The organism is Agrobacterium genomosp. 2 str. CFBP 5494 (assembly GCF_900013495.1).
Lineage (GTDB): Bacteria > Pseudomonadota > Alphaproteobacteria > Rhizobiales > Rhizobiaceae > Agrobacterium > Agrobacterium pusense.
In genome coordinates this window covers 1,722,396-1,740,944 of sequence record NZ_LT009719.1, presented here as the reverse complement: position 1 = coordinate 1,740,944, position 18,549 = coordinate 1,722,396, and the positions used below count along the sequence as shown (strand labels likewise).

17 protein-coding genes are annotated in these 18,549 nt (G+C 61.0%); 3 read left to right on the top strand and 14 right to left on the bottom strand.

All coding sequences use genetic code 11. The features are described 5' to 3' along the window. Positions 1-102: 102 nt before the first annotated feature. A complete protein-coding gene (locus AGR2A_RS22890; protein WP_080822424.1) occupies positions 103-1,167 on the top strand; it encodes an IS5 family transposase in 1,065 nt (354 codons plus the stop codon). A 150-nt stretch (positions 1,168-1,317) separates the two neighbouring features. Here AGR2A_RS22890 and AGR2A_RS22885 read toward each other — a convergent pair whose 3' ends face one another. The 7 genes from AGR2A_RS22885 to AGR2A_RS22855 all read right to left on the bottom strand — a co-directional run bounded on the left by AGR2A_RS22885 (position 1,318) and on the right by AGR2A_RS22855 (position 8,573). After that, complete coding sequence (locus AGR2A_RS22885) at positions 1,318-2,067, bottom strand: ABC transporter ATP-binding protein (protein ID WP_037091442.1); 750 nt, start codon at positions 2,065-2,067, stop codon at positions 1,318-1,320. Beyond that, the gene (locus AGR2A_RS22880; protein WP_072493064.1) at positions 2,064-2,900 is read right to left on the bottom strand and encodes an ABC transporter ATP-binding protein; all 837 of its coding nucleotides are present in this window, start codon (positions 2,898-2,900) and stop codon (positions 2,064-2,066) included. Before AGR2A_RS22880 ends, AGR2A_RS22885 begins: the two co-directional genes overlap by 4 nt. Beyond that, positions 2,897-3,829: an ABC transporter permease gene (locus AGR2A_RS22875; protein ID WP_004445289.1), complete on the bottom strand. Its 933-nt coding sequence runs from the start codon at positions 3,827-3,829 to the stop codon at positions 2,897-2,899. The genes AGR2A_RS22880 and AGR2A_RS22875 overlap by 4 nt, the downstream gene beginning before the upstream one ends. Beyond that, positions 3,826-4,893 (bottom strand): ABC transporter permease, encoded by a 1,068-nt coding sequence (locus AGR2A_RS22870; RefSeq protein WP_064263430.1) that lies wholly within the window; start codon positions 4,891-4,893, stop codon positions 3,826-3,828. The genes AGR2A_RS22875 and AGR2A_RS22870 overlap by 4 nt, the downstream gene beginning before the upstream one ends. An 18-nt stretch (positions 4,894-4,911) precedes the next feature. Then, positions 4,912-6,552, bottom strand: a complete 1,641-nt coding sequence (locus AGR2A_RS22865) for an ABC transporter substrate-binding protein (RefSeq protein WP_004445293.1) — start codon at positions 6,550-6,552, stop codon at positions 4,912-4,914. 50 nt (positions 6,553-6,602) lie between these two features. Then, the gene (locus AGR2A_RS22860; protein ID WP_072493066.1) at positions 6,603-7,658 is read right to left on the bottom strand and encodes a dipeptidase; all 1,056 of its coding nucleotides are present in this window, start codon (positions 7,656-7,658) and stop codon (positions 6,603-6,605) included. Positions 7,659-7,862: 204 nt separating this feature from the next. Beyond that, on the bottom strand, positions 7,863-8,573 hold the full coding sequence (locus AGR2A_RS22855) for a phosphoribosyltransferase (protein WP_037091438.1): 711 nt from the start codon (positions 8,571-8,573) through the stop codon (positions 7,863-7,865). 209 nt (positions 8,574-8,782) lie between these two features. Between AGR2A_RS22855 and AGR2A_RS22850 the strand changes: the two genes are divergently transcribed. Both AGR2A_RS22850 and AGR2A_RS22845 read left to right on the top strand, forming a co-directional pair. Beyond that, entirely contained in the window at positions 8,783-9,955 is a 1,173-nt protein-coding gene (locus AGR2A_RS22850; protein ID WP_072493422.1) for a M20 aminoacylase family protein, read from the top strand. Positions 9,956-10,171: 216 nt separating this feature from the next. After that, on the top strand, positions 10,172-10,873 hold the full coding sequence (locus tag AGR2A_RS22845; RefSeq protein ID WP_072493067.1) for a DNA helicase: 702 nt from the start codon (positions 10,172-10,174) through the stop codon (positions 10,871-10,873). Between the two features lie 45 nt (positions 10,874-10,918). Here AGR2A_RS22845 and AGR2A_RS22840 read toward each other — a convergent pair whose 3' ends face one another. From AGR2A_RS22840 to AGR2A_RS22810, 7 genes are all read right to left on the bottom strand, one after another. Next, complete coding sequence (locus tag AGR2A_RS22840) at positions 10,919-12,715, bottom strand: adenine deaminase (RefSeq protein WP_072493068.1); 1,797 nt, start codon at positions 12,713-12,715, stop codon at positions 10,919-10,921. After that, positions 12,712-13,644, bottom strand: coding sequence for a nucleoside hydrolase (locus AGR2A_RS22835; protein WP_072493069.1), 933 nt, complete (start codon positions 13,642-13,644; stop codon positions 12,712-12,714). The genes AGR2A_RS22840 and AGR2A_RS22835 overlap by 4 nt, the downstream gene beginning before the upstream one ends. A gap of 2 nt (positions 13,645-13,646) precedes the next feature. Then, entirely contained in the window at positions 13,647-14,672 is a 1,026-nt protein-coding gene (locus AGR2A_RS22830) for an ABC transporter ATP-binding protein (RefSeq protein WP_004445301.1), read from the bottom strand. After that, positions 14,665-15,444, bottom strand: a complete 780-nt coding sequence (locus tag AGR2A_RS22825; protein WP_004445302.1) for an ABC transporter permease — start codon at positions 15,442-15,444, stop codon at positions 14,665-14,667. Before AGR2A_RS22825 ends, AGR2A_RS22830 begins: the two co-directional genes overlap by 8 nt. Continuing rightward, positions 15,441-16,268 (bottom strand): ABC transporter permease, encoded by an 828-nt coding sequence (locus AGR2A_RS22820; RefSeq protein WP_004445303.1) that lies wholly within the window; start codon positions 16,266-16,268, stop codon positions 15,441-15,443. Before AGR2A_RS22820 ends, AGR2A_RS22825 begins: the two co-directional genes overlap by 4 nt. 172 nt (positions 16,269-16,440) lie before the next feature. After that, complete coding sequence (locus AGR2A_RS22815; protein WP_022562787.1) at positions 16,441-17,463, bottom strand: ABC transporter substrate-binding protein; 1,023 nt, start codon at positions 17,461-17,463, stop codon at positions 16,441-16,443. Next, positions 17,460-18,521 (bottom strand): LacI family DNA-binding transcriptional regulator, encoded by a 1,062-nt coding sequence (locus AGR2A_RS22810; RefSeq protein WP_072493070.1) that lies wholly within the window; start codon positions 18,519-18,521, stop codon positions 17,460-17,462. The genes AGR2A_RS22815 and AGR2A_RS22810 overlap by 4 nt, the downstream gene beginning before the upstream one ends. Between the last annotated feature and the right edge of the window lie 28 nt (positions 18,522-18,549).

Genomic DNA, 18,549 nt, shown 5'->3' with positions numbered 1-18,549 from the left:
TTGCCCCCTCATCCCGCTGCCGCGGACCTTCTCCCCGGCGGGACCCGTTGCAAAATTCCGTGGTTGTGATTCACTCGGTCGAGGATAGCGGGCGAGGTTACGATGTCGGTGCGAGACAACAGGCAGTTCAGTTTCGTTGAGGCGCTGATGCCGCAGGCGAAGGGTTCCGGTCGGCTGGAGCGCTTGTCGGGCGTTGTGAAGTGGTATCGGTTCGAAAAGCTTCTGTCGCGTCTTCGTGATGAGAAAAGCGCCGGTCGTCCGGCCTATGAACCGCTGGTGATGTTCAAGGCCCTGCTGTTGCAGTCACTCTATGGGCTTTCCGACATGGAGCTCGAGGAGGCGCTTGGCGACCGGCTGTCGTTCAAGCGTTTCGTCGGCCTGACGCTTGAGGAGGCCGTTCCGGATCATTCCACGCTTTGCCGCTTCCGTAACCTTTTGATTGGCGAAGGTCTGCTGGAGAGGTTGTTTGGAGAACTCGACCGGCAGCTCGATGCCGCGGGCCTGATCCTGCGGCGCGGCACGATGCTGGATGCGACGATCATCGAAACGACGGCGTCGCGGCCACCCAGGGGGCGCAATGGTGACTTCGATGCGGCCGCTGGATTTGCAGATGGGCGCAAACCGGAAGAGCCGGATCATCCTGGTGCTGCCGGGAGCGATGAGCGGACAATCGATCCGGATGCCCGCTTTGTCCGGCATAAGGGCAAGCACGGCTCGGCCTATGGCTACAAGGCGCATGTCGGTGTCGATGAAGGGTCTGGCCTGATCCGCAGGATTATCACCACGCCTGCCAATGTGAACGATACGGTCGTCGCCGATCGGCTGATCGTCGGCGACGAGGCCTGCGTTCTGGCAGATGGGGCGTATCATACCCATGCGCGGGAGAAAGCCTTGAAGGCGAAAGGCATCAAGCCGCGGCTGATGCGCCGTCCGAACCGGCATCACCGCGTTCTGTCGCCGCGGCTTGCCCGGCTTAACCTGTTGATATCGAAACGGCGGGCGGCCGTCGAAACGACGTTTGCCACACTCAAGAACCGCATGGGGCTCGACGTGATCCGCTACCGTGGGCTGATCAAGGCCAGGGCGCAGGTGCTACTGGCAGCCATGGCCTTCAACATGCGCCGCTGGGTGACTTTGACAACACCTGCAAGGCCCCACTGCGCCTGAAAACCACCGAAAACATCCCCAACCCACCCAAAACCCGCCAAAGACAGAGGCGGGACGGGAAATCACGGCTGAAAATCTCCCGAAAGGGTCCCGTGATGAATTTTGCAACGGGTCCCCTCAGGGAGAAGAAAAGGAGGCACCCCTACCCCATTACGTCCGCTTGAAACCCTCGCTCGCCACCAGCAGCTGCCTCGTATAATCCGCGCTGAATTCGCGGCTTTCCAGCGCCTCGGCCTCCAGCATTTCCACCACCTTGCCGCTTTTCATCACCGCCAGACGGTCGCACATGTGGCTGATGACGCCGAGATCGTGGCTGACCATGACGAAGGTGAGGTTGCGGTCCTTGCGGGCCTGTTCCAGGAGGTTCAGGATTTCAGCTTGAATAGACGCATCAAGCGCCGAGGTCGGCTCATCGAGCAGCAGGATTTTCGGCTCGACGATCAGTGCGCGGGCAATGGCGATGCGCTGGCGCTGGCCGCCGGACAGCTGGTGTGAATAACGGAAGCGGAAACCGGAACCGAGACCCACCTCGTCCAAAGCGCGGGCAATGCGCTGTTCGCGATTGTCGAGACCATGGATGACCAGCGGCTCGAGCAGCAGCGCATCCACTGTCTGGCGCGGGTGCAGTGAACCGTACGGGTCCTGAAACACCATCTGCACATCGCGATAAAAGCTCTTGTCGCGGTGCTTGCCCGAATAGGAGCGCCCGGCCACCATCAACGAACCTTCATCGAAATGGTTGAGGCCGGCGATGGCGCGCAGCAGGGTCGATTTACCGGAACCGGATTCACCGACGATACCGAAGGATTCACCCTCGGCCACATCGACGCTGACGCTGTCGAGCGCGATGTAACCGTCGAAATCCACCACCATGTCTCTGATGGAAAGAACTGTGCTCATGCGCGCCACTCCGGCTTGCGTTCCAGAACGGGCAGCGGATGCCGATGGCCGCCAATTTGCGGCAGACAGTTCAACAGGCCCTGCGTATAGGGATGTGTCGCTTCCTTGAGGTTAGCGGAAGCAAGCTCTTCCACCACCTTGCCGGCATACATGACGAGAACCCGGTCGCAGAAGGAGGAAACGAGCCTGAGATCATGGCTGACGAAGATCAGCCCCATGCCGCGATCGCGCACCAGCTTGTCGAGAATGTCGAGCACTTCCAGCTGCACCGTCACATCGAGCGCCGAGGTCGGCTCGTCGGCGATCAGCAATTCCGGGCCGCAGACGAGCATCATGGCGATCATGACGCGCTGGCCCATGCCGCCGGAAACTTCGTGTGGAAAGAGATCGAAGACGCGCTCGGGATCACGGATCTGTACTGCCTCCAGCATGGCAAGCGTGCGCTGGCGCGCTTCGCTGGAGCCAATCTTTTCGTGGGTACGCAGCGTTTCCATGATCTGGCGGCCAATGGTCATGACCGGGTTCAGCGAATATTTCGGATCCTGCAGGATCATGGCCATACGCTTGCCGCGCATGAGCCGCCGCTCTTTTGCCGATGCCTTGAGCAGGTCGATATCGCCGAAACGCAGCGTATCGGCCTCGATCCGGGCATTTTTCGGCGTCAGACCCATGATGGCGCGGCCAGTCTGCGACTTTCCGGAGCCGGATTCGCCGACGATGCCGAGGCGCTCGCGCCCCAGCGTGAAGGACACGCCGCGCACCGCCTCCACCAACCCGGTGCGGGTCGGGAAGGAAACGCGCAGGTTTTCAACCGTTAGAAGAGACGCACTCATTGGCCCGCCTCCTTGGGATCAAGCGCATCGCGCAGACCGTCACCCAAAAGGTTGAAACCGAGGCTGACGATCAGGATCGCAATACCCGGCATGGCAGCCACCCACCATTGATCGAGAATGAAACGGCGGCCCGACGCGATCATGGCACCCCACTCCGGCAGCGGCGGCTGTGCGCCAAGGCCGAGGAAACCGAGGCCCGCAGCAGTGAGGATGATGCCCGCCATATCGAGCGTGACACGCACGATCAGCGACGACATGCAAAGCGGCATGACGTGTTTCAAGACGATGCGGAAGGGCGACGCGCCCATGAGCTTCACTGCGGCGATAAAATCGGAATTGCGGAAGGTCATGGTTTCAGCGCGCGCGATGCGCGCATAGGGCGGCCACGAGGTGACCGCGATGGCGAGCACCGCATTTTCAATGCCAGGCCCCAGGGCCGCTACCAGCGCCAGCGCCAGAACGAGCTTCGGAAAAGCGAGGAAAATATCGGTGATGCGCATCAGAACCGCATCCACCCAGCCGCCGGCATAACCCGAGACTGTGCCGACGATGAGCCCGATGGGTGCGGCGATGATGGCCACCAAAAGCACGACGAACAGGGTCAGGCGCGAACCGTGGATGAGGCGCGAGAGAATATCACGGCCCTGATCATCGGTGCCGAGCAGATAACCGGCAGTGCCGGGCGGCAGAAGCCGGGCATTGCGCAGATCGCCCTGCACCGGATTATGTGGCGCCAGCACATTGGCAAAAATCGCCACGAACAGCAGCGCGATGATGATGCCAAGGCCAAGCAGCGCCAGCCGGTTTTCCGAAAAGCGCCGCCAGATCACATAGGCGCGGCCAAGCCGTGCCTGCCTGCGCGAGGCCGGCCGGTCGGAGAGCAGCCATTCGCGGCTATAGGGTTTGAGTGTATCGGTCGAAATCGTCATCGGCTGCGCGTCCTTGGATCGAGCGTCCGGTAAAGCAGATCGGAGAAGAGATTGATGCCGACGAAGATGGCGCCGATCACGATCGTGCCGCCGAGAACGGCGTTCATATCCGCATTCTGCAGGGAATTGGTGATGTAGAGGCCAAGCCCCGGCCAGGCGAAGATGGTTTCGGTCAGCACCGAACCTTCCAGCAGACCGGCATAGGAGAGCGCAATCACGGTTACCAGCGGCACGGCGGCGTTGCGCAGCGCGTGGAACCAGATGATGCGCGTTTCCGAAAGCCCCTTGGCGCGGGCCGCGACGACATATTCCTGGGCGAGCTCATTCAGCATGAAGGAACGCGTCATGCGACTGATATAGGCCAGCGAGAAATAACCGAGCAGCGAGGCCGGCAGGATGATGTGGCGGAAAAGATCCCACAACACGTCCCATTGCCGCTGCCAGATGGCGTCGATCAGGAAGAAGCCAGTGGCTGGCGTGAAGGTGAATTCATAGACGATGTCCATGCGCCCGGGATAGGCCACCCATTGCAGCCGGGCGTAAAACACCAGCAGCGCCAGCAGGCCGAGCCAGAAGATCGGCACGGAATAGCCGATAAGGCCGATGACACGCACCACCTGATCGGCAAAGCTGCCGCGCTTGACGGCGGCCAGAACGCCGAGCGGAATGCCGAAGACGGCGCCGATGATCGTGCCGATCGTGGCAAGTTCGATCGTCGCCGGGAACACCCGCTTGATGTCCTCCATCACAGGATTGGTGGTGAGGACGGAGGTGCCGAAATCGCCCGAAAGCGCCTGCTTCAGATAGATAAAGAACTGCTGCCAGAGCGGCAGGTTGAGGCCGAGCTGCTCACGGACGCGCTCGACCACATGCGCAGGCGCGCGGTCGCCGACGATCGCCAGTGCGGGATCGATCGGCACCACGCGGCCAATGAAAAATGTGACCGCCATCAGCCCCAGAAAGGTGGTGATGACGGTGACGGCGAAGCCGAGAATGGCCTTCGCGCGGGCGTTGGCACGGCGTTTGCCCTGCCTCGCCCGGCTGTTTGCTTCAACGATGCTCAAGAGACCGATCCTTCCGGATCATTCCTTGGAGATCGGATAGACATAGTTGGTGTCAAAGCTCGGTCCGAGCTTCAGGCCCTTGAGCTTGGCGGAATAACCGGCCACTTCCGTCTGCTGGAAGATGATGACGAAGGGACCCTTCGCCAGAACTTCCTTCTGCAGGTTTTCATAGATGGCGGCGCGCTTGGCGCTGTCCTTTTCCAAGAGAGCAGACTGGGTTTCCTTGGTCAGATCAGGAACATCCCAGGCATTGCGCCAGGCCAGCGTCTTGTTCTTGCCTTCATCCGAATTGTCGTAGTTGATGGTGAAGGTTTCCGCATTCGAGTTCGGGTCGAAATAGTCCGAACCCCACTGGCCGATGTAGATGTCATGCGTGCGGGCGCGATATTTGGTCAGCGTCTGCTTACCGTCGCCGGGGATGATTTCGAGCTTGATGCCGGCCTGTGCCAGCGTCTGCTGCACGCTCTCGGCAATGCCCGTCACCGGCTGGGTGTTGCGCACATCCATGGTGACGGTGAAGCCGTCCTTCAGACCGGCCTTGGCGAGAAGTTCCTTGGCCTTGGCGACGTCAAGCTTGTAGGGGTTCTCATCAAGCGCGCCAAGCTGGCCCTTCGGCAGGAAGGTCTGATGGACTTCGCCAATGCCCTTGATGATCGTCGCGCCGATCGCGTCATAATCGACGAGATATTTGAACGCTTCGATGACCTCAGGCTTCTTCAGGTTCTCGTTCTTCTGGTTGAGGCTGAAATAATAAACGGTGCCCTTGGGCGCGGATGTAACGGCAAGGCCTTCCTTCTTGGAAACGGCTTCCATATCGCCGGGCTCAAGGTTACGGGCAACATCGATATCGCCGTTTTCAAGCGCCAGACGCTGGCCGGAGCTTTCCTTCATGTGACGATAGACGACCCGCTTCAGCTTCGGCTTCTCACCGTAATAGTTCGGGTTGGCCTCCAGAATGACGGCTTCGTTGGCCTTCCAGCCAAGGATCTTGTAAGGGCCGGAACCGGCATAACCGGTCTTCAGGAACTCGTTGCCGAAATCCGTGTCGTATTTGTAATCGGCGCTCGGCGTGACCGACTTCGCCTTTTCGGTGATGAGCTTCTTGTCCACCACCGAAGCGACGGTTGCGGTGAGCACGTTCAGCACGAAGCTCGGCGCATAGGGCTTGTCGACGGTCAGAACGAAGGTGTTCGCGTCCGTTGCCTTCGCCTTTTCGGTAACGTTGTCGCCCTTCAGGCCGAACTGCGTCAACAGGAATGCCGGCGACTTGTCGAGCTTGACGGCGCGTTCGAAGGAGAAGGCAACGTCATCAGCCGTGACCGGATTGCCGGACGCGAACTTCAGGCCGGATTTCAGCTTGAACGTATAGGTCAGGCCATCCTCGGAGGTCGTCCAGCTTTCGGCGAGATCACCGACAACCTTGGACGTGTCGTTGAGATCGATGGAAACGAGCTTGCTATAGGTGTTGCCGGTGACTTCGGCGGCAGACAGTTCGAAAGCCTCACCCGGATCGAGCGTGATGATGTCGTCGATGGCGAAACCTTCCACCAGCGTATCGGCCGGCGTGGCGGCAAAAGCATGCGGGGCAGACAGCATCATCAGCGACAGGGCAGCGCTGGTGCTGAGGATACGCATGGATTTGTTGAGCGATTTGATCATAGGATCTCCCCTTTTGTTATGAGATTGATTTGGTTCGCTTAAACTGTTTATCAGGCCGCTTCGTGCCAAGCCTGGGACAAGACGCGCAGCCAGTTTTCCCGGCATATTTTAGCAAGTTCTCCATCACCGTAGCCCGCCGATTTCAGCGCCGCAACCAGATTGTGGTTGCCGCTGGCATCAGCAATTCCGACAGGGACCGTCGCACCGTCGAAATCCGATCCGAGTGCCACACAGTCGATGCCCATACGCTCCACCATATAGTCGATATGGCGCACCATATCGGAGAGCGGCGTATCCGCGATATCACGCGCATCGGCACGCAGCATGGTCACGGCGTAGTTGAGGCCAACCAGCCCGCCGCTTTCCTTGATGGCATCCATCTGCCTGTCAGTGAGATTGCGGGCGACCGGAGTGAGCGCATGCGCATTGGAATGGCTGGCGATCAGCGGCTGGTTGGTGGTCTTGGCCACATCCCAGAAGCCTTTTTCGGTGATATGCGCGAGATCGATGAGAATGCCGAGGCGGTTGCATTCCTTCACCAGCGCAAACCCGGCATCGGTAAGACCGGGCGCGGTATCGGGCGACATGGGATAGGAGAAAGGAACGCCATGGCCGAAAATATTGTGCCGGCTCCACACCGGGCCGAGCGAACGCAGGCCGGCGGCATAAAACACTTCCAGCGCGCCGAGATCGGCGCCGATCGCCTCGCAGCCTTCCATATGCAGCACGGCGGCGAAGATATCCTCGGCAAAGGCCTTGCGGATATCGGCCGTGGAGCGGCAGAGCCGCCAGGCCCCGGCGCGATCGAGCCTCAGTGCAATCGCCGCCTTTTCCATGGCGATATCAAGCGAAGGCAGTCGCTCCAGCGGCGCAGCGAGCGGCGTGTCATAATGGCCTTGCGCGTCGGGTTCCTGCAGGATCAGATCGCCGGAGGGAATATAGATGGCGCAGATGCCGCCGCCGAGACCACCCGCCCGTGCGCGCGGACCATCGATATGACCTTCCCGAGTGCCGTTCTTGAATTCGGCCACGGGATCGGCACCGGCCTTGCTGTTGCGCCACAACCGAAGCAGCACATCATTATGACCGTCAAACACTGCATGCATGGGAAGAAATTCCAGTCATCGAAACAATAAACGGGGCAGGCAGACGCCGGGATGACACCGCGCGAAAGCAAGCCGGCGCGTTATCAGCCGACCGCTATTGTCTGTCAGCCGCGATCTTAGGACGATCTATTCGAGCTTCGCAAGATACAAATTAGGCAGCGGTGAATTTATCACCACTTGCCTTTTGACGGAATTTGCGCTTCGTCAGGCGCGCCAGCCATCTTCCGCTTTGGTCAGCAGCGGCGTCGCGAAAACACCCCTCACCCGCTCCGGCCACTCCGGCCCGAAAGCGGCGATTTTTTCCCGCCAGCGATCCGATTGCAGCATGGCTGCGCCGATGACGGCGGGGTTGATGCCGGAGGCGGTGAGTAGCGCAAGGCCCGACAGGATGGAACTGCCGCTGGAGATCACGTCATCCACCAGCGCCACCCGTCTACCCTCGATGAGCGGCAGCATGCGCGGATCGACATAAAGCCTTTTTTCCTGCTTCGTGGTGATGGAGGACATCGGCACCGACAGCTCCTCCAGATACCAGAATTTGCGCGAGGTGCCGAGCGGCACGTAACGGGAATGGCCCAGATGGCGGGCAACGGCGGCCGCAAGCGTCAGGCCGAGCGTCGGCAGGCCGATAACGACATCCGGCTTGAAGGGAAGAAGCTTTGCGGCAAGATCGGCGGCCAGCGCCTCCAGAACCTCAAAGGAAGCCTGGTTGACGATGAGCGATGCGAGTGCGTGCTCTCCGTCCGCAAGCGGCCGTATGGGCAGACAGATCTGCCTTCCATCATCCAGTTCCGCCGGAAAGAATGTGGAATATGCGCCTGCTGTTTCGAAGCTCCGGGGCGGATGGATCTGCTGCCAGAACTCATGCGGCGTTGCGGGAGACGGGGCGATGGCGGGCGATGCTGGTGATGGCATCTGTTTTCCTTTCAGAACGGAGATGGCGCATGGCGGAGACGGTTTTCAGCCACGCCAATCCCGTTCGGCAGATTTATCATTTTAGCAACCACAGAGACGCTGCGGGTTCATTTCATTGGCTTTTTCCGTTAGAAGAGAAAAAAGCAACAGGCATTTGGACAAACCCACCTATGACGCGGGTTTTTCCCACATTCAAGGACAAGCTTCCCATGAGACTCCTGGACCGGATCGGCGAGGACCTGCCATTCCTGACGGAACTCCGTCATGATCTGCACGCGCATCCGGAACTGGGTTTCGAAGAGGAAAGAACGAGCGCCATCGTCGCCGATCTGCTTGAGCGCGCCGGGCTGAAGGTGCACCGCGGTCTCGGCGGCACCGGCGTCGTCGGCACGCTGCAGGTGGGCAACGGCACGCGCAGCATTGGTCTTCGCGCAGACATGGATGCCCTTGCCATGCCTGAGGTCCCAGACCGCCCCTACAAATCGAAATTCCCCGGCAAGATGCATGCCTGCGGCCATGACGGCCACACTGCCATGCTGCTGGGTGCGGCGCGTTACCTCGCAAAGACCCGCGATTTTTCCGGCACCGTGCATTTCATCTTCCAGCCGGCCGAAGAAGGCCGTGGCGGCGCAAAAAAAATGGTCGAGGACGGGCTTTTCGAGCTGTTCCCCTTCGATGCGGTCTATGGCCTGCACAATATGCCGGGGCTGGGCATCGACGAAATGGCGGTGGTGGAAGGACCGCAGCTTGCCTCGTCGGACAGCTGGCGCGTCACCTTCAAGGGCGTCGGCACCCACGGCGCGAAGCCGCATCTTGGTCGCGATCCGGTAACGGCGGCCGGCACCTTCCTCGCCTCGCTGCAAACTATCGTCGGCCGCGTGGTCGACCCATTGCAGCCGGCCGTGGTCAGTGCCTGTTCGGTGCAGGCAGGCGACCCCAAGGCACTCAATGTTATCCCAGATCTCGTCGAAATCGGCGGTACCGCGCGCGCCTATGCGCCTCAAGTGCGAGACCAGTTGGAGGCGGAAATCGGCAGGCTGGCCAAGGGCACGGCGGCAATGTTCGGCATCGAGGCAAATTACGAATTCATCCGCCGCATTCCGCCCGTCATCAACGACACAGACGCGACGAAACGGGCGCTCCGGGCAGCCAAAACCGTCTTCGGCAACAAAGCGCGCACCGCCTTTCCGCCCTCGACCGCCGGCGACGATTTCGCCTTTTTCGCGGGCGAAGCCCCAGGCTGCTATGTCTGGCTTGGCAACGGCCCGGCGGTGGACGGCGCACTGCACCACAACACCTCCTACGACTTCAACGATGCGGCCATCGTGCCGGGCGTAGCTTTCTGGGCGACGCTGGTGGAGCAGGAACTGGCGGCGGAGTAAATCCATCTTGTTCCCTGCTGTTTTTCGACCGGCAACATCTCAGACACTTGTGGCGAATCATCGGGCGCGGTAGCTTTCAGACATAGGCTGGACCCACGCCTCCCCCCTCCTTTCGGGGAAGCATTCGACATGCTGGGTAATCTCATCATCGAACCATCTGTTCGGGCATTCGCATAAGGAGGGATTGCGTTTTGAACCCGCAACAGAGGGTTTGTGATGAAGCTTTCCACTCCGATTTTCCAATTGAAGCGACGGGCCAAACTTATGGTCCGGAATAATGCCATCCCCCTTCACGAAGCGCTGGACCAGATCGCGTGCGAGGAAGGATTTGCAGCCTGGAGCCTGCTTTCCGCTCACGTTGCGGCTGGCTCTTTGTCCAAAGACCTGTTCTCGCGCATCGTGAATGGCGACATGCTCCTGCTCGCCGGCCGCCCGGGCCAGGGCAAGACAGCGCTTGCTTTTGAGCTTCTGCGGGCGGCAGCCGAAGCCGGACGGCAGTCCATTTTATTCACGCTCGAAATGACCGAGCAACAGGTACGAAAACGCACCGGGCAACACGCAGGCGCTCAGAGAGAAATCGAGATCGTGACATCGGACGAGATATGCGCGGACTACATGATCCGTTACCTCTCGCCAGCCAAACCCGGCACCTTCGCCGTAATCGATTATCTGCAGTTACTCGACCAGCAGCGCCATAAGCCGGACCTGTCGCAACAAGTCACCGTTCTTGCAGAATTCGCAAAAAAGACTGGCGTTATTTTCGCTTTCATCTCGCAGATTGACCGCTCATTTGATCCGCAAATCAAACGATTTCCCGATATGCGCGATATCCGCCTTCCCAACCTGCTTGATCTGGGCCTGTTCACCAAAGCCTGCTTTCTGCATAACGGCGAAGCGCAACTTCACAATGTGAACTGAGACGCACGGGCTGCTGCGACGTTGCCGTCGCGGCAGCCCGTGGCGTTAGTACTTTAAAACCGCCATCACCGGGCTCTCCATCACCTGTCCCGTCAGCACGTCGGCAATGCCCATATCCGTCTGGTGCGGGCCGATATTGCAGGCGAGCGTAGCCCCGAAGCAGGCCTTGAAGACGAGATAGGGCGGCTGCCATTCCACCACCCTGCCAACGGCTTCGCGCAGTTCCTCGAAAGCCTTTGCAACATCTTCAAGTGCCGCATCGGAAACGAGGCCGGAGAGCGGCAGCGGCAGAAGTGCAGTTACCTTACCTTCGGAGGCGACGGCCATACCACCGCCTGCCGCTATCACCGCATTGGCGGCGAGCGCCATGTCTTCTTCATTGCCGCCGAAAACGGTGAGGTTATGGCTGTCATGCGAGACCGTTGTGGCGAAGGCGCCGTTCCAGTCTCCCCAGCCGGTGAGGAAGCCAGTGCGGGTGACCGGTTCGGACTTGCCGTGGCGGTGGGTGACGGAGATCATCGTCGCACCTTCGGGCGGAACGACGAAACCATCTCTCACCTCGGCCTCCACCTCGCCCCATTGCGTGAAGCGCGGGCGGTCGATGGTGGCAAGGCGCACCCTCGCGCCTTCGGCAGCAACCCGAAAATCTTCGGTCACGCGCAGCGGCAGCTTCATCGAGCCTTCGAGCGCCGTCGTATCACAGGCGGGCACGTCCACGAGCATATGTCCGCCTTCCGCAACCGTCCTGCCCCCGGCAAGGACGTAACGGGCGGCGAAACCGCTCAGGTCCTCGAAGATAACGATATCGGCGCGACGGCCGGCAGCGATGAGCCCGAGGTCAGGACGCCCAAGCCTTTGGGCGGCATTGAGCGTTGCGGCGCGCAGTGCCCATTCGGCTTTCAGGCCATAACGGACAAGGCGGCGCACCACATCATCCAGCCCGCCGCCATTTAACAGGTCATCCGGAAAGACATCGTCCGTACACAGCGTCACGGTCTGCGGCAGGTGGCCCAGCGCGTTCAGCGCTTCCACGAATTCCGGCAGCAGGTGGTCATGCGAGCCGCGCAGCTCGATGGTCATGCCGGCCCGCAGTTTCGCCATGAGGTCTTCGCCCGAGACCAGCTCGTGATCGGACGAGACGCCCGCCGCCATGAAGGCGTTGAGATCGGCGTCCTTGAGGCCGCGCGCATGGCCGCAGACCAGTTTCTCCGAGGCAAGCCCGGCCTGTACGATGCCGCTCATGCGCGGATCGCGCTCGATGACGCCGCGCATGTTCATGATTTCCGCGACACCGCCGACCTGGGGCCATGACAGGATATCGGCGAGAATGGCGGCGTCGAAATCAGCTCCGCCGCGTTCCAGCCCAGGCGCGGAAGGCACGCATGAGGGCGCCAGGAGAACGGCACGCAGCGGCAGGTTTTCGATGGCCTTCGCCGCCCAGCGCACCCCTTCGACGCCATGCACATTGCCGAACTCATGCGGATCCCAGACGATGGTGGTAACCCCGCGGGCGACAACCGCTGCCGCATAGGCGGCCGGTGTGACCATTGAGCTCTCGATATGCATATGCGTGTCGATCAGACCCGGCGAGACATACCCGCCGGCCGCATCGATGACCTGCGCGGCGTCGCTCCGGCTCGCCCGTTCGTGCACGCTGGCGATCAACGCACCGACAATTCCGATATCGGCAGGGCGCAGCTCACCGGTTACCACATCCACCAATGTTCCACCGGTGATGAGGATGTCGAAAGGCGCATCGCCGCGCGCGGCGGCAACGGCGCGGGCGCGGAGCGCATCATCGCCGAGATCGGCAGGTTCGCGTGTGGTGAGGTTCGCGTTCATCGGGCGGCCTCCCGGCGCAGCGCCTCAAGAATAACCGTCCTCGCACCGTCGGCATTCAGCGTCTCAGCAAAATGCGCGTTGAATGTTTGCGCTTTCTCCGCACGCGGTTCGACCACCGTTCTGCCCCGCGTCAGTGTCGCCTGAAGCTCGACATCCATCCGCGCGTGACGCCAGCCGATTAGGCCAGAGGCGGAGCCCGAGGCGAAGGCAACGGCAGCGACGGGATCGTAAAGCGCCATGCCTGGTCTGCCGCGACGGGTGGCGATGCCGATGAAACCATCAAGCAGATCGGCGATCAGCCCGGCATTCCTGCCGCCCGCATTGCGGATCGGCAGCACGTCGGCAGGCGAAGCGGTAACCTTGCGGCAGGCGTCCAGATCGACCATACGCAACGGCAGGCCATGGGAGAGCACGATAGCCAGCGCTTCCGGATCGGCAAAGGCGTTGAACTCGGCCGAGGCCGTGTGATTGCCGCTCGTCACGCCGCCACCCATCCAGGTGAGGTCGGAAATTCTCGTGGCAAGATCAGGCCGGGCGAGGCACAGGGCGGCAATATTGGTGAGCGGACCAAGCGCGAGAATGCGCCTCTCGCCCTCCCCCTCCAGCCAGGCGCAGAGAGCGGCGAAGGCATCGCTTTTCGGCAAGGCCGCGGCATCCGGCAGGCTTTGGCCGACGGTCGGGATGCCGTTTTCGCCCAGAATGCACTGCGCCGTTTCAAGTGCACCCAACACCGGCATGGCGCGGCCCTGATGGATCGGCATCGACCAGCCAAAAGCGGCAACCGCACCCGCGGCATTGCCGCAGACGGCCTGAAGCGTCGCATTGCCGAAGACCAGCGAGATGCCGTCTATGGCGAGACCCGACGATTGCACCACCAAGATGGCGGCGATATCGTCAAAGCCCATATCGGTATCGATCCAAACACCCATGATCAGTTGAATACCTTGAGGCTCGCCGCCTTTTCGACCGGCAGGTCGAAGGCAAGCGTATCGCCGATTGCGTGGGAGGTCAGGGCCGCGTCGGTTTCAGCCTTGATGGGCCCGAGCGGTGTGTCGAGCAGATATTCGCGGCTGTTGCCGGCGAAGGATGTGCCGCGCACGGTTCCTTGGAAAGGACCTGAACCGAGGGTGACCATGCGCGGCCGCCAGGCCAGTCCGGATGCTGAAAGGACTGGTCCGGGAAGCGGTGTTGTGCCGTTGGCGGTTTTCAAAGCCCCGCCTTGAAGGGCGAAGATGTTTTCGAAGCCGACGAAGTCGGCCACGAAGGCGGAAACCGGCGCGTTGTAAATCTCTTCCGGCGTGCCGATCTGCTCAATCTTGCCGCCCTTCATGACGACAATGCGGTCGGCAAGCGCGAGCGCCTCGATCTGGTCATGGGTGACGAAGATCATCGTGACACCCGTCTCCTTCTGCACGCGCTGCAGTTCGGTCCGCATTTCAAGACGCAGGCGGGCGTCGAGATTGGAGAGCGGCTCATCGAGAAGCAGCACTTTCGGCTCCATGACCATGGAGCGTGCCAATGCTACGCGTTGCTGCTGGCCGCCCGATAGTTCCGCCGGCTTGCGTGAGGCGAAATTGGACAGGCCGACCGACTTCAGGCCGGAGGCGACCTTGTCCTCCAGCGCCTTGCCGCTCATTCCCTTGAGTTTCAGGCCGAAGGCGACGTTTTCATAGACCGTCAGATGCGGGAAGAGCGCGTAGGACTGGAACACCAGCCCGACGGCGCGTTTGTTGGCCGCGACGCGGGTAATATCGGCGCCATCGAGATTGATCCGCCCGGCAGCCACCGGCATCAGCCCGGCGATGGCGCGCATCGTCGTGGTCTTGCCACAGCCGGAGGGCCCGAGAAGCGCAAGCAATTCGCCCTTGCGGATATCGAGATCGAGATCCTTGACGGCGACATTGCCGCCATAGGCGAGCGAGATTTTTTGGAGCGAAAGATAATTTGCGTCAGACATAACGGGAGAACCCCAGGAAACGTTCGGCCATGAAAACGATGCCGATGGAAAGGAAGGCGAGCAGCGAGGAAAGGGCGGCCACGGAAGGATCAAAGACGATTTCCATGTAGCCCAGCATGTCGATAGGCAGCGTGCGCACGCCGGGACCGGACAGGAACAGCGACACAGGCACCTGGTTGAAACTCGTCACGAAACCGAGAATGAAGGCCGACAGGATGCCGCCGCGGATATTCGGCAGCACAACGCGGAAAAATGCGCCAAGCCGCGACGAGCCGAGCAGCACCGCCGCCTCCTCGATATCGGAGCGCAGATTGTTGAGGCTGGCTGAAACCACGCGCACCGCATAGGGCAGGATGAGCGCGGTGTGGGCGAGAAACAACGCAAGCGTGATGCCGATGCCGAAGGGCACGACGAAATAACGCAGCAGCGCAAGACCCACGATAATGCCCGGCACGATGATCGGCGCGGACACGATGGTGCGCACCGTCTCGCTAAAGGGCAGTTTGTAGCGCGACATGGCGTAGGAAGCGGGAATGCCGAGGATCAGCGCCGTGAACGTGCCGCCGATGGCAAGGAACATCGACATCGCAAAGCTCTCGCGGAAGCTTTCGACCGTGAAGACCTTGGCGATCCACTTCAGCGAAAAGCCCTGCGGCGGAAAGGCGAGCGTATCGCCGGCCGAAAACGAGGCCGCAACGATGATGAGAAACGGCCCGATGAGGAAGCCGACGACAAGCAGAAGCGTGAGCGGAATGAAGAGCTGCCGGGTCATTTCTTGTTCCTTGCGGTGGCGATGCGCTTCAAGAGGATATTGGCGGCAAAGCTCATGACAATCAGGATGAAGGCGATGACGCTGGCGGCGACGAAATTATTGGAAACCGTGACCTGCTGGTAAAGCAGGGTTTCCAGCATCAGCACCTTGGACCCGCCGAGAATGGCGGGCGTGATATAGGCGGTCAGCGAACCGGTGAAGACCAGCGTGCCACCGACGACGAGCCCTTCCCGGGTGAGCGGCAGGATGACCTTCCAGAACACCTGAAACCAGTTGGCCCCGAGAACGCGGGCAGCAGCGATCGTATCCTTCGGCATGTTCTCCAGCGCGCTGATGAGCGAGATGATCATCAATGGCAGGAACAGTTGCAGAAGGCCGATGAAGACGGCCGTTTCGGAAAACAGGATGCGGATTGGCCCGTCGCTGAGGCCCACCGCCTGCAGCGCCTGGTTGACGATGCCGGTTCTGCCGAGAATGACGATCCAGGCATAGGTGCGGGCGACCGGCGAAATCATCAGCGGCAGCACGACGAGGTTGACCACATGGCCCTTCCTGGCCGGCGACAGGTTGACGATGGCGAAAGCCGCCGCGTAGCCCACCACCGCCGAAACGACGGTGACGAGCGCGCCGAGCTTCAGCGTGCGCAGGAAAACCGTCTGGTTCAGTGGATCGGAAAAGAAAGCGCCATAGGCCGACAATGTCCAGCCGTCAGCGGTGCGAAAGCCTTCCGACAAAAGCATGAAGACCGGCACGAGAAAGACCGCCGCCGCGAAAATTGCGGCGGGCAAGGCAAGCGCCAGCGCTTCGGCCCGGTTCTGAAACATATGGCATTCTCCGGTCTTGAAATTCCGCCGGCTACGTTTGGCGGAGGACTTGTTCATTTGGCGTCAGTGGGTGCCAGCATATCGATCTCCCCCCTTGTGGGGGAGATGTCCGGCAGGACAGAGGGGGGTGACGTGCGCCAGCACGTAACCCATTCCCGCCCCTTCGAGCTTGTTACTGCCCCACCTTGGCGTTCCACTCCGACAGCCACTTGTCGCGGTTATCGAGCGTTACGTCGGAAGGAATGAGCTGCAGGCTGCGGGCGGTTTCATCGCCATAGGTGATGTTGTTCGCCACCTCGTCGGAAACCTTGACTTCCCTGTTGGTCGGGCTGTCCACCAGCTTTTCCGCCAGCGCCTTCTGGACGTCGGTCGAGAGCCAGAAATCCATGAATTGCAGCGCAAGATCCTCGTTCTTCGTGCCCTTCGGTACGACGAGCACGTTCATGCCGCCGGTTTGGCCTTCCTTGGGCGTTGCCCAGGCGAGCGGCAGGTCGAGCTTGGTGAAAGGCGCCCAGGAGAAGCGGCCGATCGGCGCTGCCCAGATTTCCTCCTGCTGCATGAGCTGCACCAGCTGCGAGGACTTGACGTAGAAGGTGACGATATCGTCCTTCTTTTCGCCCACCGCCTCGATGGCGCCGGCAAGATCGGGCGTGTCCTTGCCGATGGCCTTGCCCAGCATGTAAAGCGCCGGCGGGCCCTGGTTGGTCGTGACATTCGGGAAGGCGACGTGGTCGACGATACCGTCCTTCAAAAGATCGGCCCAGCTGTCGATCTTCATCTTGTCGGTGCGGTAGACAATCGACGTGGCGTAGAAATTGACGCCGACGCTCATGCCATCGCCATTCGGGTCCTTGGCGATGTCATAGAGCTTTTCAATATTTGGCACCCTGGAAGCATCGATCTTCTGGATCAGGTCCTTGCGGGTGGCCGACAGCGCATCGGCCATGGAGACGATGGCGAGATCGACGACCGGACTGGCCTTGTTGGCCTCCATCTTGGCCAGACGCTCGACGCTGTTGCCGGTCTCGACGACGAGCTTGCAGCCGCATTTCTGCTCGAAGGGCGTATAGACCAGTTCCTTGAATTCATCCTGCGCGAAGGCGTAGACCGAGATCGTCAACGTCTTGTCCTGGGCCTCAGCGGCTCCCATCGTCAGCATCAGGGCGGCGCCCGATGCGAGAATGATCTTTTTCATGGTGTGAGTTCTCCTGCTGTCGTGTTCTTGGCTTCAATCGCATCATGCTTTGTCTTGCCGGTGGAGCCGCGCATGATCAGCGCCATCGGTACTTTCGAAACATCCGCCGTGACGTCGACGGCGGCCCCGTTTTCTCCGGCGCCATCGATCGCGCGCAAAAGCGCGCCAACGGCGAGATCGGCGATGCGGCCCATATCCATGCGCATGGTCGTCAAGGGCGGGGTGACCACGGCAGAAAAGATAAGATCGTCGAAGCCGGTGACACTCGCCTCTTCCGGCACCTCGATTCCCGCGCGCTGCAATTCGGTCAGCACGCGCAGCGCGTGCAGATCGGATACGGCGGCAAAGGCCGTGAAACCTTCGGCAACTTTCTCCGCAAGGCCCAGCCGGCAGCCCGCGCCACCGGCCTTTTCAAGGCCATCGATCCAGAGCGTCTGGGCCAGGCATGTTTTGCCGAGACCATCGCGAATGCCGCCGAGACGGTCATTCTGAACATTGGAATCCCTGTTCTTGCCGACTAGCACCACTTTGCGATGGCCGAGGCTCGCAAGATATTCACCCACCTGCCGGCCGCCATCCCAATGGTCGGCAGCAACGGTATTTCCCGGTGTCGACGGGCTGTCGATGACGGCCACCGGGCAATCAACGCCGGAAATGCGTGTGCCACGTCGGGGAACGACCACCATGCCGTCCACCCCGCGCTCGATCAGCCGGTCGATCGCATCCGTCTGCATGGCGATCTCACCGCGCGCATCGGCGATCAGCACGCCATAACCCGCGTTGACAGCCGCCTTCTCGATGGCCTGCGCAATCTGTGGAAAGAGAGGATTGGCAATATCGGGCAGGACGAGCCCGAGAACGCCCGATCTGCCGGTGCGAAGCGCCCTGCCTGCCGAACTCGGCACATAGCCCAGCTCGCTCGCCGTCTTGCGGATACGTTCCACCAGTTCGGGCGAAACGCGGCCCTTGCCGGACAGCGCATTGGACACGGTTGCCACCGACACGCCGAGTGCCGCTGCTATCGCGCTCAGATTGGTGGCAGGCCGTGACGACGCCATAATGGTCCGGAAGGGCTGATTAAACGTT